We start from the raw sequence: 17,904 nt of genomic DNA, 5'->3' as shown, positions 1-17,904 counted from the left end.
CCGGTTAGGTTTCAGGTCTATTGCTAGACGCTGTCGTTCTCATCCTGTTATGGCTGACGGTTGTCCTGCGGACCCCGTCCCTGCTGCGAGGGCCGGTGCACCGCGTGGTGTGGCTGGTGTTCCTGGGCCTCGCACTCGCCAAGACGATCGTCTTCGCCCCGGTCACCCGACTCATCAACGAGGTGTCCGGACGCCCTGACCTGATCACCCTGATCCACCACCTGCTGGGTGTCGTGGCCGCGGTCGCCGTGCTCCGGTTCGTGGCGCTGGTGACCGACATGGACGCCGTACGACCCCGCGCGCCGCAGCGGGTCAAGGTCTCCGGGCTGGTCGTGTCGGTCGTCCTCACGCTGCTGTTCTTCCTCTCCGACCAGGGCATCGAGGTCGACCTCGACGCCCTGCTCTCCGCGCCCCGGATGTCGGTCCCGACCGTGCTGTACTGGCTGGTGCTGGAGGTCTACCTCGGCGCGGCCCTGGCCCTGGCGACCCTGCTGTTCTGGCGGATCGCCAACAAGTCGACGGCGAAGCTGCTCCGTATCGGCCTGCGGATCATCGCCCTGGGCACGCTGCTCAACACCGGCTACGCCCTGGTCAAGATCACATTCATCCTGATCCACGCGGCGGGTGAGGAACTGCCGCTCCGGTCTGCCGCCGGGGTGCTCGACCTGGTGCTGGCCCTGGTCGCCGCCCTCATCGTGGTCGGTGGCGCGCTGCCGGCGTCCGCGCTGGTGTGGCGGATCGTCCGGGCCCACCGGACGGTCGGGGCGCTCTCCCCGCTGTGGCGGCTGATGCGCTCGCTCTTCCCGGACGTCGTCCTGCCCTACCGGCAGGACCGGCGGCGGGCCCTGGTCGACCACGGCGAGATCCGGCTGCTGCTCTACCGGCGGATCATCGAGATCCGGGACGGCATCCTGCAACTGGGCGCCTTCGTCCCCGCCGGCGCCGCCGAGGAGGCGCTGCGCTTCGTGCGCGACGCGGGAGTCGACGAGACCGACGAGTCCGCGCTGGCCGAGGCGTGCCGCATCGAACTCGGCGTCCGCCGGATGCGCGCCGGCAGCCCGCCCCGCTCCGGCCGCGACGAGCTGGTCGCCGGTGGCGCCAACATCGAGGAGGAGTCGGAGTGGCTGTCGCGGGTCAGCCAGGCCGTCGCCCACTCGCCGCTGCCCGCCCGGTTCGCGCAGTGGTGGGAACGCGAACACCTCCGGCCGACCGCGGTGTCCGGATGACCGCGGTGGCCCTGGCCGACGGCCGCGACGACCGGCCCACGACCGCCCGCCTGGTCGACCACCTGCGGGCGCAGGCCCGACGGTACGGGGTGGAGCGGTCGTACACCTTCCTCACCGAGGGGGACGGCGGCCTGGTGGGGGAGCGCCGCGACCACCGGGAGCTCGACGCGGCGGCGCTGCGCACGGCGTACCTCCTCGACGACCTGGCCGGGCCCGACCGGCTGGCGCTGCTGCTCTTCCCGGCCGGCTTCGACTTCCTCCAGTCCTTCGTGGCCTGCCTGTACGCCGGCGTGACGGCGGTGCCGGCACCGCTGCCCGGCAACGACGCGGGGGCCCGACGGGTCGCGGCGATCGTCCGCGACTGCGGGCTCGACCTGGTGCTCACCACCGCGCAGCGGCAGGCCGACGTGACCCGGCAGTTGCGCGAGGCCGGGCTGCCGGCGACCGTGCGGGTGGTCGCCGCCGACCAGCCGGGTGCCGCGCCCCGGCCCCTGCCCCCGCCGTCGGACGACGCGGTGGCGCTGCTGCAGTACACCTCCGGCTCGACCAGCGACCCGAAGGGCGTCATGGTCACCCAGGGCAACCTGGGGCACAACCTGGCGGAGATCCACGCCCAGCTCGGCCTGGGCCCGGACACCGTGGGCGCGCTCTGGCTGCCGCACTTCCACGACATGGGGCTGATCAGCCTGCTCGGCTGCTGGTACGCCGGCGGCGACGGGGTCTTCATGGACCCGATGACGTTCCTGCGGCGGCCGGTGCGGTGGTTGCAGGCGATCAGCCGCTGGCGGGCCACCATGACCGTCGCCCCCGACTTCGCCTACGAGCTGTGCGCCCGCGCGGTGTCCTCCGCCCAGGCCGCCGACCTGGACCTCTCCTCGCTGCGCGTCGCGCTGACCGGCGCCGAGCCGGTACGCGCCCGCACGCTGGCCGCCTTCGGCGAACGGTTCGCCCCGGCCGGGTTCCGCCCGGAGGCGTTCTCGCCCTGCTACGGGCTGGCCGAGAACACCCTGCTGGTCACCGCGGTCGACGCCGGCACCGCACCGACGGTGCGCTGGGCCGAGCCGCGGGCGTGGGAACGCGCCGAGTTCCGCCCGACGACCGCCGGGCAGGGGATCGCCCTGGTCGGCTGCGGCACGCCGGTCACCCAGCAGGTCCGCGTCGTCGACCCGACCAGCCGCGAGCCGGTGCCGGCCGGGCGGACCGGGGAGATCTGGGTCCGGGGCGCCAGCGTGGCCGCCGGGTACCGCGACCGCCCGACGGCCACCGCCGAGACGTTCGGGGCGCGGACCCGCGACGGTGACGGCCCCTGGCTGCGCACCGGTGACCTCGGCACCCTCATCGAGGGCGAGCTGCACGTCACCGGCCGGCTCACCGACATGCTCGTCGTCCGGGGCCGCAACCTCTGCCCGCAGGACATCGAACACGCCGCCCGGGACCTGCACCCGGCGCTGGCCGGTGGCTTCGGCGTCGCGTTCGGCGTGACCGTCGACCGGGAGTACGTGGTGCTGGTGCAGGAGGTCCGCCGGGCGCTGCTCGACGCGGCGGACCCGGCCGAGGTCGCCGACACGGTCCGCACCCGCCTGGCCCGCGACTTCGACATGCCGCCGCCCGCCGTCGTCCTGGTCAACCGGGGCGCGGTCCGGCGTACCACCAGCGGCAAGGTGCAGCGACGGCTGATGCGCGAGCTGTTCCTCTCCGGGTCGCTGCGCCCCCTGCACGCCACCCTCCCGCCCGCGCTGCGGGACCCGGCCGCCGCCCCTCGTCCCGACAGCGCGACGCATCCGACCGCCGGGCCGCCCGCCCCGACGACGCGGTGGACCCGACCGCCGTGCAGGGGGGTTGACGTGCCGACGGGGCTGGGAACCGAACCGCGCACCGGACCGGACGTCGGGCAGCCCGGGACCGGGCGGGCCGTGGAGCGGCTGGAGGCCCACCTCGGCGACCCGACGGACCCGACGGTGACCTTCTCCCACGCCCGCTGCGCCGACCACGACCGGGCCGAGCGGTTTCCCGCCGACATCTGCCGCCAGCTCGACGAGTGGGGACTGCCGCGCTGGTACGTCCCCCGCCGGCTCGGCGGTGCCCTCGACGACCACACCGAGGCGGTCGCGCTGATCCGGGCGGTCGCCCGGCGGGACCTCACCGTGGCCGTCGCGCACGGCAAGACGTACCTCGGTGGGGTGGCCGCGTGGATCACCCCGCCGACCCCACGGATCGGGCGGTTGGCGCGGCAGGTCCTCGACGCGTCGCCCGTCTCGCTGGCGCTGACCGAGCCGGACCGCGGCAGCGACCTGCTCGCCGGCGAGCTGCGCGCCGAGCCCGTGCCGCAGGGGCACCGGCTGACCGGGACGAAGTGGCTGGTCAACAACGCCACCCGGGGCCGGCTGCTCACCGTGCTGGCCCGGTCCCGGGCCGAGGGCGGGCCGCGCGGGTTCGACCTGTTCCTGGTGGACAAGGACGAGCTGTCCCCGGACCGGTACGCGCACCTGCCGAAGGTGCGCACCTACGGCATCCGGGGCGCCGACATCAGCGGCATCCACCTCACCGGGGCGGTGGTGCCGCCCGACGCGCGGCTCGGTCCCGCCGGCAGCGGGCTGGAGACCCTGCTCAAGGCCCTGCAACTGACCCGGACGATGTGCGCGGCGCTCTCCCTCGGCGGCGGCGAGCACGCGCTGGGGCTGGCCGTCGACTTCGCCGGGCAGCGGTTCCCCCAGGGACGGCCGCTGCTCGGGCTGCCGGCGGCCCGGGCGGTCCTCGCCGACGCGTACGCCGACCTGCTGCTGGCCGAGGCGCTCACCCTGACCGCCGCCCGCGCGGTGCACGTGCTCCCCGACGAGCTGAGCGTGCTCTCCGCCGTGGTGAAGTACCTGCTGCCGACCCGTACCGACGCGACGATCGGCGCGCTGGGCCGGTTCCTCGGCGCCCGCTCGCTGCTCGACGGGGTCTTCGCCGACGGGCGGTTCCAGAAACTCCAGCGCGACCACCGGATCGTCGGCATCTTCGACGGCAACACCCTGGTCAACCTCAACGGCCTGATCAACGAGTTCCCGACGCTGGTGCGGCGGGCCCGGCGGGAGCCGGACGCGGACGCGCTGGCGGTGCTCTTCGACGTGGGTCGAGGAGTACCGGAGTTCGACCCGGGCCGGCTCACCCTGGTCTCGCGGCACGGCAGCAGCGTGCTCGCCGCGCTGCCCGGGCTGGTCGAGCGGCTGCGGCGGCTCGCCGGGCGGACGCCGGACCTCGCCCCGGCGGCCGAGCTGGCGGGCCTGCTCCAGGCCCGTACCGACGAGCTGCTGACCGCGCTGGCCGCGTACCGGCCGGTCCGGGTGACCGTGCCCCGGTCGGCCTTCCGGCTCGCCGAGCGGCTCGCGCTGCACGTCGCGGGCGCCGCCGCCCTCGGCGTCTGGCTGCACAGCCACCACCGGTACGACGACGGCCCGGCCGCGCCGCTGTGGCGGGACGGCCGCTGGCTGCGGGCGGTGCTGCGGCGCGTGCTGACCGCCGACCGGTGCCCCGGCACCGACGACGTGCTGCTCGACGTGCTGACCGGGCAGCGCCGGCAGGGCTGGTCGCTCTCCCTGCTGCCGCACCGGACCGCGGAGGGCACCGGCTGATGACCCTCCCGTACGCGCCCGAGCAGGACCTGGAACGGTTGCTCGGCGATCCCTTCGACGCGGCGAACCCGCTGGGGTTCGACCCGTTGCTCGCCGCCGACGAGCGGGCCGAACTGCTCGCCGCCGGTGAGTCCGCCCTGGACCGGTGGGGCGCCAACGCGTGGTTCGTCCCGGCCGCGCTCGGTGGGCGGTGGGCCGACACCGACGCGGTGGGCCGGGCGCTGCGGCCGGTCTTCCGCCGCGACGGCGCGCTCGGCCTGGGATACGGCGTGACGTCGCTGATGGCCGCCGTCCCCGTCTGGGTGGCGGGGGACCCCGGTCAGCGCCGGCGGACGGCCGACGACCTGCTGGCCGGGCACCGCCTCGCGGTGGCCTTCCACGAGCTGGCGCACGGCAACGACCTGCTCCGCAACGAGCTGCGGGCCCGGCCGGCGGGGGACGGGTGGGTGCTCGACGGCACCAAGGAAGTGATCAACAACGTCGGTCGGGCCCGGTCGGTGGTGCTCTTCGCGCGGACCCGGGACGACGCCGGGCCACGCAGCCACTCCATCCTGGCGGTCGACCTCGCGCAGCTGCCCGCCGGCACCGTGCGCCAGCTGCCCCGCTACCCCTCCTCCGGGGTACGCGGCTGCCGGCTGGGCGGCGTCGAGCTGACCGGCTGCCACGTCCCGGCGGGGAGCCTGGTCGGCGCGGAGGGCACCGGCGGGGAGACCGCGCTGCGCGCGTTCCAGCTGACCCGGGTGCTGCTGCCCTCGATGGCGCTCGGGGCGCTCGACACCGCCCTGCACACCACCGTCCGCTTCGCCACCGGCCGCCGCCTCTACGGCCACCGGGTCAGCGAGCTGCCGCACGCCCGCGGCACCCTGGCGGCGGCCTTCGTCGACCTGCTGGTGGCCGACTGCCTGGTCACCGCGGTGGCCCGCGGGCTGCACCTGGCGCCCCGGCACGCCGCCGCCCCGGCCGCCGCGACGAAGTACCTGGTGCCGCTGCTGCTCGGCGAGGCGATGGACGAGCTGTCGGTGATCCTCGGCGCCAGCTTCTATCTGCGCGAGGGGCCGTACGCCGCGTTCGGGAAGTTCCACCGGGACCTGCCCGCGGTGAGCATCGGCCACGCCGGACCGACCGCGTGCCTGCTCACCGTCGCACCGCAACTGCCGGTGCTCGCCCGCCGCGCCTGGCGGCCGGTCCCCGCGCCCCGGGAGCTGTTCGACCCGACGGCGACCCTGCCCGACCTGGACCTCACCGCGCTCTCCGTCGCCGGCACCGGCGGTGACCTGCTGATCTCCGCCCTGCTCGCCGCCGCCGAGGACCCGGTCGACGGCGCGTCCCGGGTGACCGACCGGGTCCGCGCCCTCGCCGACGAGGTGCACCGGCTCGCCCGCGACTGCGCCGCGCTGCCACCGGCCGCACGCGGCCCCCTCGCGGGTCCGGCGACGTTCGACCTGGCCCACCGGTACGCCCTCCTGCTGGCGGCGGCGGCCTGCGTCGGAACGTGGCGGGCGCACCGCGGTGACCCCGCCGCCGGCCTGCTCGGCGGCGACGAGTGGATCGAGGCGGCGCTGGCCCGGCTGGCCGCCCGCCACGACGGCGACCCCGACCTGCCCGAGGCCGTCGCCGAGCCGCTCTTCGCCGAGCTGTCCCGCCGGGTCGACGGGCGGCTCTCCTGCGACCTGCGACCCACCCCGATCTTCGGCTGACCAGGCCGGCGACCCACCCGACGAGCGTCACCCACGGAGGACAGATGAGCGCCAACACCGGGGCCACCCCGGCGGACGTCCGGCAGTGGCTGGTCGGCAGGATCTCCGACTACCTCGGCGTGCCGGCCGGTGAGCTGGACGTGCACGCGCCGCTGGCGGAGCTGGGCCTGGACTCCGTCTATGCCCTGGCGCTCTCCGGCGACATCGAGGACGCCTTCGGCATCCCCGTCGAACCGACCCTGGCCTGGGACTACCCGACGATCGACCGGCTCGCCGGTGGGATCGTCGAGGCCGCCCGGCCGACGGCGGCGTCATGACCGGCGACATCGCCGTCGTCGGGCTCGACGGCCGGTTCCCCGGCGCGGCCGACCCGGCGGCCTTCTGGGACCTGCTGATGCGCGCTGGGCACGCGCTCACCGACGTGCCGGCGGACCGCTGGCGCCGGGCCGACTTCCACGACCCGGCCGGCGGGCCCGGTCGCACCAACACCACGGTTGGCGGGTTCCTCACCGACGCCGACGCGTTCGACCACGAGTTCTTCGGCATCTCGCCGCGCGAGGCGGCGGCGATGGACCCGCAGCAGCGCCTGATGCTGCAGACCGCCTGGCGGGCGTTCGAGGACGCCGGACTCGACCCGCGTCGGCAGGCCGGCACCAACACCGGCGTCTTCGTGGGCGTGATGAGCAACGAGTGGGCGCAGCTCACCATGACCGACTACGACCGGGTCACCCCGCACCGGGGCACCGGCAACGGCTACTGCCTGGTCGCCAACCGGGTCTCGTACCACCTGGACCTGCGTGGGCCGAGCTGGGCGGTGGACAGCGCCTGCTCGTCCTCGCTGGTCGCCGCCCACCAGGCCTGCGTCGCGCTGCGGGCCGGCGAGTGCGATCAGGCCCTCGTCGGCGGCGTCAACGTGGTGCTGACCCCGGCGCTCAACATCTTCTACAGCCAGGCCGGGCTCTCCGCGGCCGACGGCGAGTGCCGCCCGTTCAGCCGGGACGCCCGGGGCATCGTGCGGGGCGAGGCGGTCGCCGCGCTGGTGCTGCGCCGGCTGGACGACGCGGTCGCCGCCGGCCTGCCCGTGTACGCGGTGATCCGGGGCAGCGCGGTCAACTCCGACGGCCGCAGCAACGGCCTCACCGCCCCCAACCGCTGGGCCCAGCAGGCGGTCATCGCCGAGGCGTACCGGCGGGCCGGGGTGGCGGCGGCCGACGTGGTCGCGGTGGAGGCGCACGGCACCGGCACGGTGCTCGGCGACCTGGTGGAGGCCAACGCGCTGGGCGGGGTGCACGGCGTACCCCGGCCGGAGCCCTGCGCGATCGGCTCGGTCAAGGCCAACATCGGCCACGTCGAGGGGGCCGCCGGGGTCGCCGCCCTGGTGAAGATGGTGCTCGCGCTGCACCACGGCACCGTCCCGGCGAGCCGGCACGCCCGTACCGAGAACCCGGACCTGCGGCTGGCCGAGAAGGGACTGCGGCTGCTCACCGCGCCGCTGCGCCTGCGCGGCCGGACCTCGACCGTCGGCGTGAGCAGCTTCGGGCTCGGTGGGACCAACGCCCACCTGGTCCTCGGCTCCGCCCCGGCGCCGACCGCCGCCGCGCCGGCCGCCGGGACCGTTCCCGGGGTGCTGACCGTGTCGGCGAACGGGCCGGACGGGCTGCGGCGGGCCGCCGACCTGCTCGCCCGGGACGTCGAGCGCGCCCCGTCCCGGCTGCTGGGCCAGCTCTGCTGGACGAGCAACGCGGTGAAGTCCAGCGGTCGGCACCGGCTCGCGTTCGTCCCCACCGACCACCGGGACGCGGTGGACCGGCTGCGCGCCGCCGCCGACGGGGACGACACCGGCACCGGTCGCGCCCGGTCCACCCTCTCGCTCGGCTGGCTGGTCACCGGACAGGGCGCCCAGCACCCCGGGATGACCGGTGCCCTCTACGCGGCCAGCGGCGCGTACCGCCGGGCGCTGCACGAGGCCGACGACGCCCTCACCCCGCTGCTCGGCGCGTCGGTGCTCGACACCGTACGCGACCGGACGGCGACCACCGTCCCCGCGGAACTGGCCCAACCGGCGCTCTTCGCGGTCGGCTACGCCCTCGGCCGGGTGCTGGACGACCTGGGTGTCCGCCCGGACTGGCTGCTCGGCCACAGCCTGGGCGAGTTCGCGGTCGCCGTACACGCGGGGGCCCTGACCCTGGCCGGCGCGGCCCACCTGGTCGCCCTCCGGTCCCGGCTGATGGCCCGGCTGCCGGCCGGCGGCGGGATGCTGGCCGCGCGCTGCCCGGTGGAGGTCGTCGCGCCGGTGCTCGCCGCCGAGCCGCTGGTCGACCTCGCCGCGGTGAACGGGCCGCGGGACGTGGTCTGCGCCGGCGACGCGGCGGCGCTGGACCGGGTCGCCGAGGCGCTGCGCGGGCAGCGGGTGGCCGTCCGCCGGCTCGACGTGCCGTACGCCTTCCACTCGCCGCTGATGGACCCGGTCCTGGACGAGTTCGCCCGGGGCGCGGCCGAGGTGGAGGTGCGCCCGGCCCGCCGACCGGTCTACTCCGGCCTGCGGGGCCGACTGCTCGGCCCGGACGAGCTGATGGACGCCGACTACTGGACCGCGCACCTGCGCGAGCCGGTCCGCTTCGCCGACGCGGCGGCGGCGGCGCTCGCCGCGACGCCCACCCACCTGGTGGAGGTGGGGCCCCGGCGGGTGCTGTCGCCGCTGCTGCGCTCGATGCCGGCGGGCCGGACCGTGCCGACGCTCACCGCCTGCCCCGGCCCGTACGCCACCGGCGCGGAGCTGTGGGAGCTGACCGCCCGGCTGCACCGCGACGGCCTCGACCCCGACTGGACGGCGCTGTACGAGCCGCAGCAGCGGGTGCTGCGGCGGCTGAGCCCGTACCCCTTCTCCACCGCGGCCCGGTTCTGGATCAGCGCACCGGGCGCGGCGACGCCGGAGCCGAGCCACCCGATGCCGGAACCGGCGCACCTGCGGCCCCTGCCGGCGCCCCGGCCCGCCCCGCCGCCGGCCGACCACCTCGACGACGAGGTGCTCGACCTGGTCGCCGAGGTCTGCGGCTATCCCCGGCACCAGGTGGCGCGGGACGCCTCGCTGCACGAACAGCTCGGCTACGACTCGATCATGGTGGTCCAGCTCAAGGAGCGGATCGAGGCGCGCTGGGGCATCCCGGTCGACGTGCGGGCGCTGCTGACCGAGGTGGGCACCCCGGGCCAGCTGGTCGACCACCTGCGCAGCCGGGTCGTGGTCAGCGACGGGGAGGGACACCGTGGCTGAGCCGACCGTCTGCGTCGCCGGGGTCGGCACCGCGTTGCCCGGGCCACCGGTGGACAACGCCACCCTCGCCGCCCGGCTCGGCCTGGACGCCCGCTGGATCGACACGTTCATCGGCACCCGGACCCGGCACTTCGCGGTGGACCTGCCCAGCGGCAAGCAGCTGGCCACCCTCGCCGACCTCGCCGAGGAGGCCGCCGCCGAGGCGATGCGCCGGGCCGACGTGGTGGCCGGCGAGATCGACTTCGTGGTGCTGGCCACCGCGTCGCCCGACGAGCTGATGCCGGCCACCGTCAACCGGGTCGCCGACCTGCTCGGGGTGGACCGGGTGCCCACGTACCAGCTCCAGTCCGGCTGCGCGGGCGCCGTGCAGGCACTGGACGTGGGGCGGATGCTGCTCGGCGGGGCGGAGCACCGGACCGGGCTGGTGATCGGCGGCGACGTGTGCGCCCGGCATATGCGGCTGGACCGGGACTTCCACCGGGCGCCCTCGGCCGAGCTGGTCAACTACGTGCTCTTCGGCGACGGGGCCGGCGCGGTCGTGCTCAGCACCGACGACCGGCCCGGCGCGCCGGCCCTGCGCGCGGTGCGGCACCGGGTCACCGGGCTGCGGCAGGCACCCGGGCAGGTCATCCGCTGGTTCGGCGAGGCGGACCGGGACACCGACGTCCGGGGCTTCGAGGAGGACTACAAGGCCATCGAGGAACGCGTGCCGGAGCTGGCCGAGCAGGCGCTGTGGGAGCTGCTGGACGCCACCGGCTGGCGGCCGGAGGAGCTGGCGTACCTGCTGCCGCCGCAGTTGTCGGGGCGGATGACCCGGCTGATCAGGCAGCGGATGGGCGTACCGGACGCCGAGGAGGTCAGCTGCGTCGAGGCGACCGGCAACAACGGCAACGCCCTGCCGTTCCTGCAACTGGAGCGGCTGGTGGAGCGGATCGCCGGCGGGGAACGGGCGGTCGCGGTCTGCGTCGAGGCCAGCAAATGGATCATGGGCGGGTTCGCGCTGGAGGGACGGTGACCGCGCCACCCGCCGTCCCCGCCCCGGTCGCCGACGCCTGGGCGCGGCTGCGCCGCATCCGCGACGCCGGCCGGCTGGTGGCGGACTTCCCTGAGGTCTGTGCCCTGGTCGGAGCCCTCGACGAGGACCACCGCACCCGGGCCGGACGGCTGCTCGCCGGTGGCGACCCGGCGGAGATCGCCGCCGCGCACCCGCGGATCCCGGCGGTCACCGTGGCCGTCACCGGCAACGGCACCTGCGCGCCGATCGTCGCGCCGCTGGTGGCCGAGTTCGCCCGGCACCGCCTCGCCGCCCGCGTCGTCGGCGCCGCCCACGGCCAGTACGTCGTCGACCTGGCCGACCCGGACAGCGAACTCCTCGCCGCCCGGCCCGAGGTGACGCTCTGCCTGCTCGACGCGGCCGTCGTCGCCGACGAGTTGGACGTCGGCTGGACCGTCGACGACTGCGCCCGGGTGCTGGACACCGTCCTGGAGCGGGTCACCGGGCTGGCCCGGCAGCACGACGCGCGGACCACCGCCACGCTGGTCCTGCACACCGTGCCGCTGCCGGCCTGGCTGGCCCGCCAACTCGTCGACCACCGGTCCCGGGCCCGGCTCGGCGTGGCCTGGCGGCAGTTCAACGCGGCCCTGCTCGGGCTCGCCGTCGAGCTGCGCCGCTGCGTGGTGGTGGACCTGGACACCTGCCTCACCGACGCGACCCCGCTGGACGACGCGCGGCTGCGCGCGTACGCCGGGGTCGGTTTCTCCGAACCGCTGCTGGGCCGGCTCGCCGCCGAGGTCGGGCACGTCGCCAAGGCGCTGCGCGGGCACGGCCGCAAGTGCCTGGTGCTGGACCTCGACGGCACCCTCTGGGGCGGGGTCCTCGGCGACGACGGCCCGGACGGCATCGAGGTCGCCGGCAGCGGGCGGGGCGCCGCGTTCCGCCGGTTCCAGCAGGTCGTCGCCCAGCTCGGCAGACAGGGCGTGCTGCTGGCGGTGTGCAGCAAGAACGATTCCGAGCAGGTCCGGGCGGTGCTGCGCGACCACCCGGACCTGGTCCTGCGCGCCGACGACCTGGTCGCGGTCACGGCCGGCTGGGGTCCCAAGAGCGAGGGGCTGGCGGAGCTGGCCCACACCCTGAACCTCGGCACCGAGAGCCTCGTCCTCGTCGACGACAGCGCCTTCGAGTGCGGGCAGGTCCGGCACGCGCTGCCCGAGGTGGCCGTGGTGCCGCTGGACGCCGAGCCGGCCCGGCACCCGGGCCGGCTGCTCGCCGACGACTGGTTCGCCACGCTGCGGCTGACCGACGAGGACCAGGACCGGCGCCACCACTACCGGGCCGAGGCGCGCCGCCGGGAGCTGCGCGACGGACGGGCCACGCTGGAGGACTACCTGCGCGAGCTGGAGCTGCGGATCGAGGTGACCCGCCCGCACGAGCGGGAGCTGGGCCGGGTCGCCCAGCTCACCCAGCGGACCAACCAGTTCCACCTGACCACCCGGCGGATGGACGAGGCCGCCGTCCGCGACCACTGGCACGACCCGGACGCCGTGCTCTGGGTGATCCGCGCGGTGGACCGGTTCGGCGACGCCGGCCTGGTCGGCGCGGTGTTCGGGCGGCACCGGCCGCCCGGCCCGTTGGTCCTGGAGAACATGCTGCTCAGCTGCCGGGTCTTCGGGCGGGGCATCGAGAGCGCGGCGCTGCGGGCGGTGCTGGCCGACGCCCGGGAGCGCGGGCTGCCCGGCGTGCTGGGCCACTACCGGCCGAGCCCGCGCAACGGCCGCTTCGCGGACTTCTACCGGCGGCACGGCTTCACCCCGGTGGCGCCGGACGGCGACGTCGCCCGCTTCCACCACGACCTGACGGTGCTGCCGGAGCCGGTCACGCACCTGGAGACGGCCACGAACCTCGCGGGAGCCTCATGATCACGCAAGCGGAGTTCCTCGTCCTGCTCGACGACGAACTCGGGCTCGACTACGCCCCGGCGGACCTCGACCGGGACGTCGACGAGCTGCCCGGCTGGGACTCGGTCTATCTCTGGCGGCTGCTCACCGTCCTGGAGACGCGCACCGGCCGGCCGCTGCCCTTCGACGAGCTGCTGACCACCCGGACCCTGGAAGGGCTGCGGCGACTGGCGGTGGCGGATGCCTGAGTCCGGCCGGCTGGCCGCGCAGCGCCGGCACACGCTCTATTTCCTGCGCTGGAGCAGGGCCGTCGCCCCGGTCTTCCTCGACACCGAGGTGGACATGACCCGGGTGCTCGCGCACCGCGAGCAGGCCGCCGCGCGCGGCCGGCGGATCTCCGTGCTGAGCTACGTCGTCCGCTCCGCCACCGAGGTGCTGGCCCGCCACCCGGCCTGCAACGCGGTGGTCGGCGGCGGCCTGGTGCCGCGGATCCGCCACGTCGACGAGGTACGCCCCAAGATCGCCATGGACCGTACCGTGGCCGGGCAGCGGGTGGTGCTCTCCGCGGTGCTGCCCGACCAGCGGGGCGCCGACCTGGACGAGATCCAGGACGCGCTGGACCGGCTCCGGGACACCCCCGCCGAGGAGCTGCCCGAGCTGCGGGGCACCCTCCTGCTGCACCGCCTGCCCGCCGCGCTCGGCTGGCCGGCGTTCCGCGCCACGGTGTCCCGGCTGTCCCGCCGACCCGGACTGCTCGGCACCGTCGCGGTCTCCTCCCTCGGCCACCGCGCGGTGGACGGCTTCCACGCCGTCGGCGGCACCACCTGCACCCTCAACCTCGGCCGGGTACGCCCCACCCCGGTGGTGCGCGACGGCGCGGTGGTGGTGGCGCCGGTGCTGCGGCTGAACCTGGCCTTCGACCACCGGGTCGTCGACGGCGCCGAGGCGGCGGACGTGCTGACCGAGATCACGCAGAGCCTGGAGGACGGCGATGTCCCGTCACCGTTGCCCGTCGTCGCGTCCGGTGCTGCTGCGTCGTCACCGCCGTGACGACGGCGGCACGCTGACCGCCGCGCTGCGCCGTACCGACGCGGTGGTGGTGCACGCCCGGGTGGCGGACTGGCGGCCCCGGCCGGGGGACGGGTACGACTGGGCGGCGCTGCTCGGCGACGACGCGGATCGACTGGACCGGCTGCCCGACGAGCCCGCCCGGCACCGGCTCGCCGCGTCCCGACTGCTGCTCACCCACCTGGTCGGGGCGGCGACCGGCCGGGCACCGGGTGAGATCCGACTGGCCCGCGACGCCGCGCGTCGCCCGTACCCGGTGGGGCAGCCGGTGGACGTCAACCTCAGCCACACCGCTGACGTGTTGCTCGCCGGGGTCTGCACCCGGGGCCGGATCGGCGTCGACATCGAGCGGGCCGACCGGTGGCTCGGCGGCCCCGTGGCGGCCGGCCGGCTCTGCTCCGAACGGGAACACGCCGCCCTCGCCGACCTGCGCGGCGCGGCGCTCGACCGCCGGCTCGTCCGGCTGTGGACGTTGAAGGAGGCGTGCGCCAAGGCGCTGGGCGGCGGGCTCGCCCACGACCTGCGGTCGCTCTCGTTCGACCTCGCACCGGGCGCCGACGGGTCCGCGTACGCCGGTCTGCCCGGTGGCCCGGCCGACTGGTCGGTCACCCCGCTGCCGGTGGGCGCGCCGCACGTCGCCGCCGTCGCCCACTGGCTCGCACCACCCGACGCGCCGCGGCGGCGGGCGGTCCCATCCCGACACGGAAGGCTCACCTCATGACCGAGACCATCACGACGGACGTCTGCGTCGTGGGCGGCGGCCCGGCGGGCCTCACCTTCGCCCTCGCCCTGGCCGCCCGGGGCCACCGGGTGGTCGTGCTGGAGAAGAGCCGCACCTTCGAACGGTCGTTCCGGGGTGAGTCGATCGCGCCGGACTCGGTGTGGCTGCTGGAACGGCTCGGCGTGCTCGACGCGCTGCGCGCCCAGCGGATCCTCGACGTGCGGCGGATGGAGCTGCGCGACGCCGGCCGCCCGGTGCTGCGGGTGGACTTCGACAGCCTGGCGCAGCCGGCCCGGCTGCCGGTCGAGGTGCCGCAGCCGATGCTGCTCGGCACGCTGACCGAGGCCGCCGAGCGGCACCCGGGCTTCACCCTGCTGCGGCAGACCGCCGTCACCGGGCTGGTCGAACAGGACGGTCGGGTGTGCGGGGTCGACGCGACGACCGAGCGGGGGCCGCTGCGGGTCCGCGCCCGGCTCACCGTCGGCGCGGACGGCCGGTACAGCCGGGTCCGCGAGTGGGCCGGCCTGCCGTACCGGAAGATCCCGCTGGGTCGGGACTTCCTCTGGTTCGTCGCGCCCTGCCCGCCGGAGTGGACCAACGACACCTACCGGATCCGGATCAGCGGCAGCCAGCACGCCATGTGCATCCCCACCTATCCCGACCTCGTCCGGGTCGGCTTCAACATCCCCAAGAACGGGCTGCGCGAGCTGCGCGCCCAGGGCATCGGCGCGCTGCACGCCCGGATCGACGAGCTGGCGCCGGAGCTGTCCGACGCGGTCCGGGAGGCCGTGCCGAGCTGGTCGGAGACCGCCCTGCTGGAGATCTTCACCGGCGTGGTGCCGCGGTGGGGCAGGCCGGGTCTCGCGCTGCTCGGCGACGCCGCCCACACCCTGACGCCGGTGCTGGCCCAGGGCATCAACCACGCCATCATCGACGGGATGACGTTCGCCCCGATGGTCGGTCACGCGCTCGCCGCCGCCGGTGTGGACCAGCGGCTCGACGAGGCGACCGCCGAGTTCCAGCGGATGCGCGAGCCGTCGGTCGCCCGGGCCCGGGGACTGCAACTGCGGCAGGAGAAGCTCTTCGCCCTCGCCAGCCCGCTCGCGCAGGCGCTGCGCCGCACGGTCTACCGCCTCGTCGACCACACCCCGCCGCTGAAGCGCCGGATCTGGACCGGGCTCTATCAGACGCCGATCGGCGAGGTCGACCACCAGGACGTGCCGGCGGTGCCGCACCCGGCCGGCTGACCGGGGCCGTGCCACCATCGCCAGCGGGCGGGACCGCCCGCAACACCCTCGAACGGAACGGAGTGGACAGCTGGTGCGCACCATCGACACCTCGATCATGATCTCGGCGACGCCGGAGCGGGTCTGGGAGATCCTCACCGACCTGCCCCGCTACGAGGAGTGGAACCCGTTCGTCCGGAGGGCGGCGGGCCGACCGGCGGTGGGGGAGGTGCTGGCCCTCTTCATCCAGCCGCCCGGCGAGAAGGGCATGACCCACCATCCCACCGTCACGGTCGCCGAGCCGGCGCGGCACTTCCAGTGGCTCGGCAAGGTGGCCGTGCCGGGACTCTTCGGCGCCCGGCACGAGTTCGTCCTCGAACCGACGGGCGAGGGCACCCGGCTGCGGCACCGCGAGACGTTCACCGGCCTGCTGGTGCCGTTCCTCAAGCGCACGCTGGACCGTACCGAGACCGGTTTCGGCCAGCTCAACCGGGCGCTGAAGGAGCGGGCCGAGGCCACCGTGGACTGACCGGACAGGACCGTCGGCAGGTGTGGAGAAATCCATAGAGCGGACGGCGACGGCGGCGGCACCGCCCGGGGGCGACGGCACAATGAGGCCGATCGCCGCGCTGGTCGCGACCGCGACGCCAGCGCCCGCAAGCGAAGGAGGCGGGACGTGTCCCGAGCGCCTGCTGTGTCCAGTTCCCGGGTCCGCGATCCCCGCCCGGCGGTGACCCGATGACCTCCGTGCTCGTCGACGAGGTGGTCGACGAGCGGGTGCCCGTACGGCGGCTCGCTGCGCTCTGCGACCCCGGCTCAGGCGTCCCGGTCGGGACCTGGACCGGCCCCGGCGTCGAGGTGGTCCGGGGCCGCGTCGACGACATCCCGGTGGTGGCCTTCTGCACCGACGCGACCACCATGGCCGGGGCGATCGGCGCGGAGGACTCCCGACGGATCGTCCACGCGATCGAGCTGGCGCTGGCCGAGAACTGCCCGGTGATCGGCCTCTGGCACTCCGGCGGCGCCCGACTGGCCGACGGGGTCCGGTCGATGGACGGCGTCGGGCGGGTCTTCGCCGCCATCACCGAGGCCTCCGGGCGGATCCCGCAGATCTCCGTGGTGCTCGGGCCCGCGGCCGGCGCGGCGGCGTACGGGCCGGCGCTGACCGACGTCGTCGTGATGTCCTCGGCCGGGCGGGTCTTCGTGACCGGGCCGGACGTGGTGCAGTCCGTCACCGGTGAACGGATCGACATGGCCGGGCTCGGTGGCCCCGACGTGCACAGCCGCTCCGGGGTGGTGCACGTGGTGACCGCCACCGAGGACGAGGCGCTGGCCCGGGCCCGGGCGATCACCACGCTCCTGGCCCGCCAGGGCACCTTCGACCCGACGCGGGTGACCGCCGACGCCGACCCGCGTCGCCTGCTGCCCACCCGGGCCCGCCGCGCCTACGACGTACGCCCGCTGGTGCGGGACGTGCTCGACGCCGACACCGGGTTCGAGGAGCTGCAGGCCCGCTGGGCGCCCAACCTGGTGGTCGGCTGGGGCCGGCTGGCCGGGCGCACGGTCGGGGTGGTCGCCAACAACCCGCTGCGCAAGGCGGGCTGCCTGGACTCGCTCAGCGCCGAGAAGGCGGCCCGGTTCGTGCGGATGTGCGACTCGTTCGGGGTGCCGCTGGTCGTCATCGTCGACGTGCCCGGTTACCTGCCGGGCACCGGCCAGGAGTGGGAGGGCGTGGTCCGCCGCGGCGCGAAGCTGCTGCACGCCTTCGCCGGCTCGGTGGTGCCCCGGGTCACCCTGATCACCCGCAAGGCGTACGGCGGGGCGTACATCGCGATGAACTCTCGGTCGCTGCACGCGACGGCGGTCTTCGCGTGGCCCGAGGCGGAGGTGGCGGTGATGAGCGCGACCGCGGCCGTGGGCGTGCTGCACCGGCGGGCGCTGGCCGCCGCGCCGGACGCGGAGCGGGAGGCGCTGCGCGCCAGCCTCGTCACCGAGCACGAACGGGTGGCCGGCGGCGTCGGCGTGGCCATGGAGATCGGCGTCGTCGACGAGGTGATCGAGCCGCGGGACACCCGGCGCCGGCTCACCGAGGCGCTCGCCCGGGCCCCGCACCGTCGGGGCCGGCACACCAACATTCCCCTGTAGCCGACGGGCGGCGGCGCCGGACCCGACGGGGGATCCGGCGC

The 17,904-nt window shown here is 75.7% G+C and carries 13 protein-coding genes; all 13 read left to right on the top strand.

Annotation, left to right across the window (positions count from 1 at the left end):
* Positions 1-20 precede the first annotated feature (20 nt).
* The 13 genes from ABUL08_RS12325 (at position 21) to ABUL08_RS12265 (ending at position 17,863) form a co-directional block, all read left to right on the top strand.
* Positions 21-1,226, top strand: coding sequence for an MAB_1171c family putative transporter (locus ABUL08_RS12325; RefSeq protein WP_350937596.1), 1,206 nt, complete (start codon positions 21-23; stop codon positions 1,224-1,226).
* Positions 1,223-4,840 (top strand): AMP-binding protein, encoded by a 3,618-nt coding sequence (locus ABUL08_RS12320; RefSeq protein WP_350937593.1) that lies wholly within the window; start codon positions 1,223-1,225, stop codon positions 4,838-4,840. Before ABUL08_RS12325 ends, ABUL08_RS12320 begins: the two co-directional genes overlap by 4 nt.
* Positions 4,840-6,537, top strand: coding sequence for an acyl-CoA dehydrogenase (locus ABUL08_RS12315; RefSeq protein WP_350937591.1), 1,698 nt, complete (start codon positions 4,840-4,842; stop codon positions 6,535-6,537). The genes ABUL08_RS12320 and ABUL08_RS12315 overlap by 1 nt, the downstream gene beginning before the upstream one ends.
* Before the next feature lie 44 nt (positions 6,538-6,581).
* The gene (locus tag ABUL08_RS12310) at positions 6,582-6,854 is read left to right on the top strand and encodes an acyl carrier protein (RefSeq protein WP_350937589.1); all 273 of its coding nucleotides are present in this window, start codon (positions 6,582-6,584) and stop codon (positions 6,852-6,854) included.
* Positions 6,851-9,808 (top strand): type I polyketide synthase, encoded by a 2,958-nt coding sequence (locus ABUL08_RS12305; protein WP_350937587.1) that lies wholly within the window; start codon positions 6,851-6,853, stop codon positions 9,806-9,808. The genes ABUL08_RS12310 and ABUL08_RS12305 overlap by 4 nt, the downstream gene beginning before the upstream one ends.
* Positions 9,801-10,823 (top strand): 3-oxoacyl-ACP synthase III family protein, encoded by a 1,023-nt coding sequence (locus tag ABUL08_RS12300; RefSeq protein ID WP_350937584.1) that lies wholly within the window; start codon positions 9,801-9,803, stop codon positions 10,821-10,823. The genes ABUL08_RS12305 and ABUL08_RS12300 overlap by 8 nt, the downstream gene beginning before the upstream one ends.
* Positions 10,820-12,724 (top strand): HAD-IIIC family phosphatase, encoded by a 1,905-nt coding sequence (locus tag ABUL08_RS12295; RefSeq protein ID WP_350937582.1) that lies wholly within the window; start codon positions 10,820-10,822, stop codon positions 12,722-12,724. The genes ABUL08_RS12300 and ABUL08_RS12295 overlap by 4 nt, the downstream gene beginning before the upstream one ends.
* Positions 12,721-12,951 carry an acyl carrier protein gene (locus ABUL08_RS12290; RefSeq protein WP_350937579.1) on the top strand — a complete coding sequence of 77 codons (231 nt, stop codon included), beginning with the start codon at positions 12,721-12,723 and terminating at the stop codon, positions 12,949-12,951. Before ABUL08_RS12295 ends, ABUL08_RS12290 begins: the two co-directional genes overlap by 4 nt.
* The gene (locus tag ABUL08_RS12285; protein WP_350937578.1) at positions 12,944-13,753 is read left to right on the top strand and encodes a 2-oxo acid dehydrogenase subunit E2; all 810 of its coding nucleotides are present in this window, start codon (positions 12,944-12,946) and stop codon (positions 13,751-13,753) included. The genes ABUL08_RS12290 and ABUL08_RS12285 overlap by 8 nt, the downstream gene beginning before the upstream one ends.
* On the top strand, positions 13,728-14,492 hold the full coding sequence (locus ABUL08_RS12280) for a 4'-phosphopantetheinyl transferase family protein (RefSeq protein ID WP_350937576.1): 765 nt from the start codon (positions 13,728-13,730) through the stop codon (positions 14,490-14,492). The genes ABUL08_RS12285 and ABUL08_RS12280 overlap by 26 nt, the downstream gene beginning before the upstream one ends.
* On the top strand, positions 14,489-15,739 hold the full coding sequence (locus tag ABUL08_RS12275) for an FAD-dependent oxidoreductase (protein ID WP_350937574.1): 1,251 nt from the start codon (positions 14,489-14,491) through the stop codon (positions 15,737-15,739). Before ABUL08_RS12280 ends, ABUL08_RS12275 begins: the two co-directional genes overlap by 4 nt.
* 73 nt (positions 15,740-15,812) lie before the next feature.
* Complete coding sequence (locus tag ABUL08_RS12270; protein ID WP_350937572.1) at positions 15,813-16,247, top strand: SRPBCC domain-containing protein; 435 nt, start codon at positions 15,813-15,815, stop codon at positions 16,245-16,247.
* A gap of 209 nt (positions 16,248-16,456) precedes the next feature.
* Entirely contained in the window at positions 16,457-17,863 is a 1,407-nt protein-coding gene (locus tag ABUL08_RS12265; protein ID WP_350937570.1) for an acyl-CoA carboxylase subunit beta, read from the top strand.
* Positions 17,864-17,904: the final 41 nt, after the last annotated feature.

It is taken from the genome of Micromonospora sp. CCTCC AA 2012012 (assembly GCF_040499845.1).
GTDB lineage: Bacteria > Actinomycetota > Actinomycetes > Mycobacteriales > Micromonosporaceae > Micromonospora > Micromonospora mangrovi.
The sequence above is the reverse complement of the archived record's forward strand: the minus strand, read 5'-3'. Positions and strand labels throughout refer to the sequence as shown.

What these genes read in the sequence shown, in the direction of transcription:
- ABUL08_RS12265 (WP_350937570.1), top strand. Translation starts at nt 16,457, where the DNA reads ATGACCTCCGTGCTCGTCGACGAGGTGGTCGACGAGCGGGTGCCCGTA.
- ABUL08_RS12275 (WP_350937574.1), top strand. Translation starts at nt 14,489, where the DNA reads ATGACCGAGACCATCACGACGGACGTCTGCGTCGTGGGCGGCGGCCCG.
- ABUL08_RS12305 (WP_350937587.1), top strand. Translation starts at nt 6,851, where the DNA reads ATGACCGGCGACATCGCCGTCGTCGGGCTCGACGGCCGGTTCCCCGGC.
- ABUL08_RS12310 (WP_350937589.1), top strand. Translation starts at nt 6,582, where the DNA reads ATGAGCGCCAACACCGGGGCCACCCCGGCGGACGTCCGGCAGTGGCTG.
- ABUL08_RS12320 (WP_350937593.1), top strand. Translation starts at nt 1,223, where the DNA reads ATGACCGCGGTGGCCCTGGCCGACGGCCGCGACGACCGGCCCACGACC.
- ABUL08_RS12315 (WP_350937591.1), top strand. Translation starts at nt 4,840, where the DNA reads ATGACCCTCCCGTACGCGCCCGAGCAGGACCTGGAACGGTTGCTCGGC.
- ABUL08_RS12285 (WP_350937578.1), top strand. Translation starts at nt 12,944, where the DNA reads ATGCCTGAGTCCGGCCGGCTGGCCGCGCAGCGCCGGCACACGCTCTAT.
- ABUL08_RS12290 (WP_350937579.1), top strand. Translation starts at nt 12,721, where the DNA reads ATGATCACGCAAGCGGAGTTCCTCGTCCTGCTCGACGACGAACTCGGG.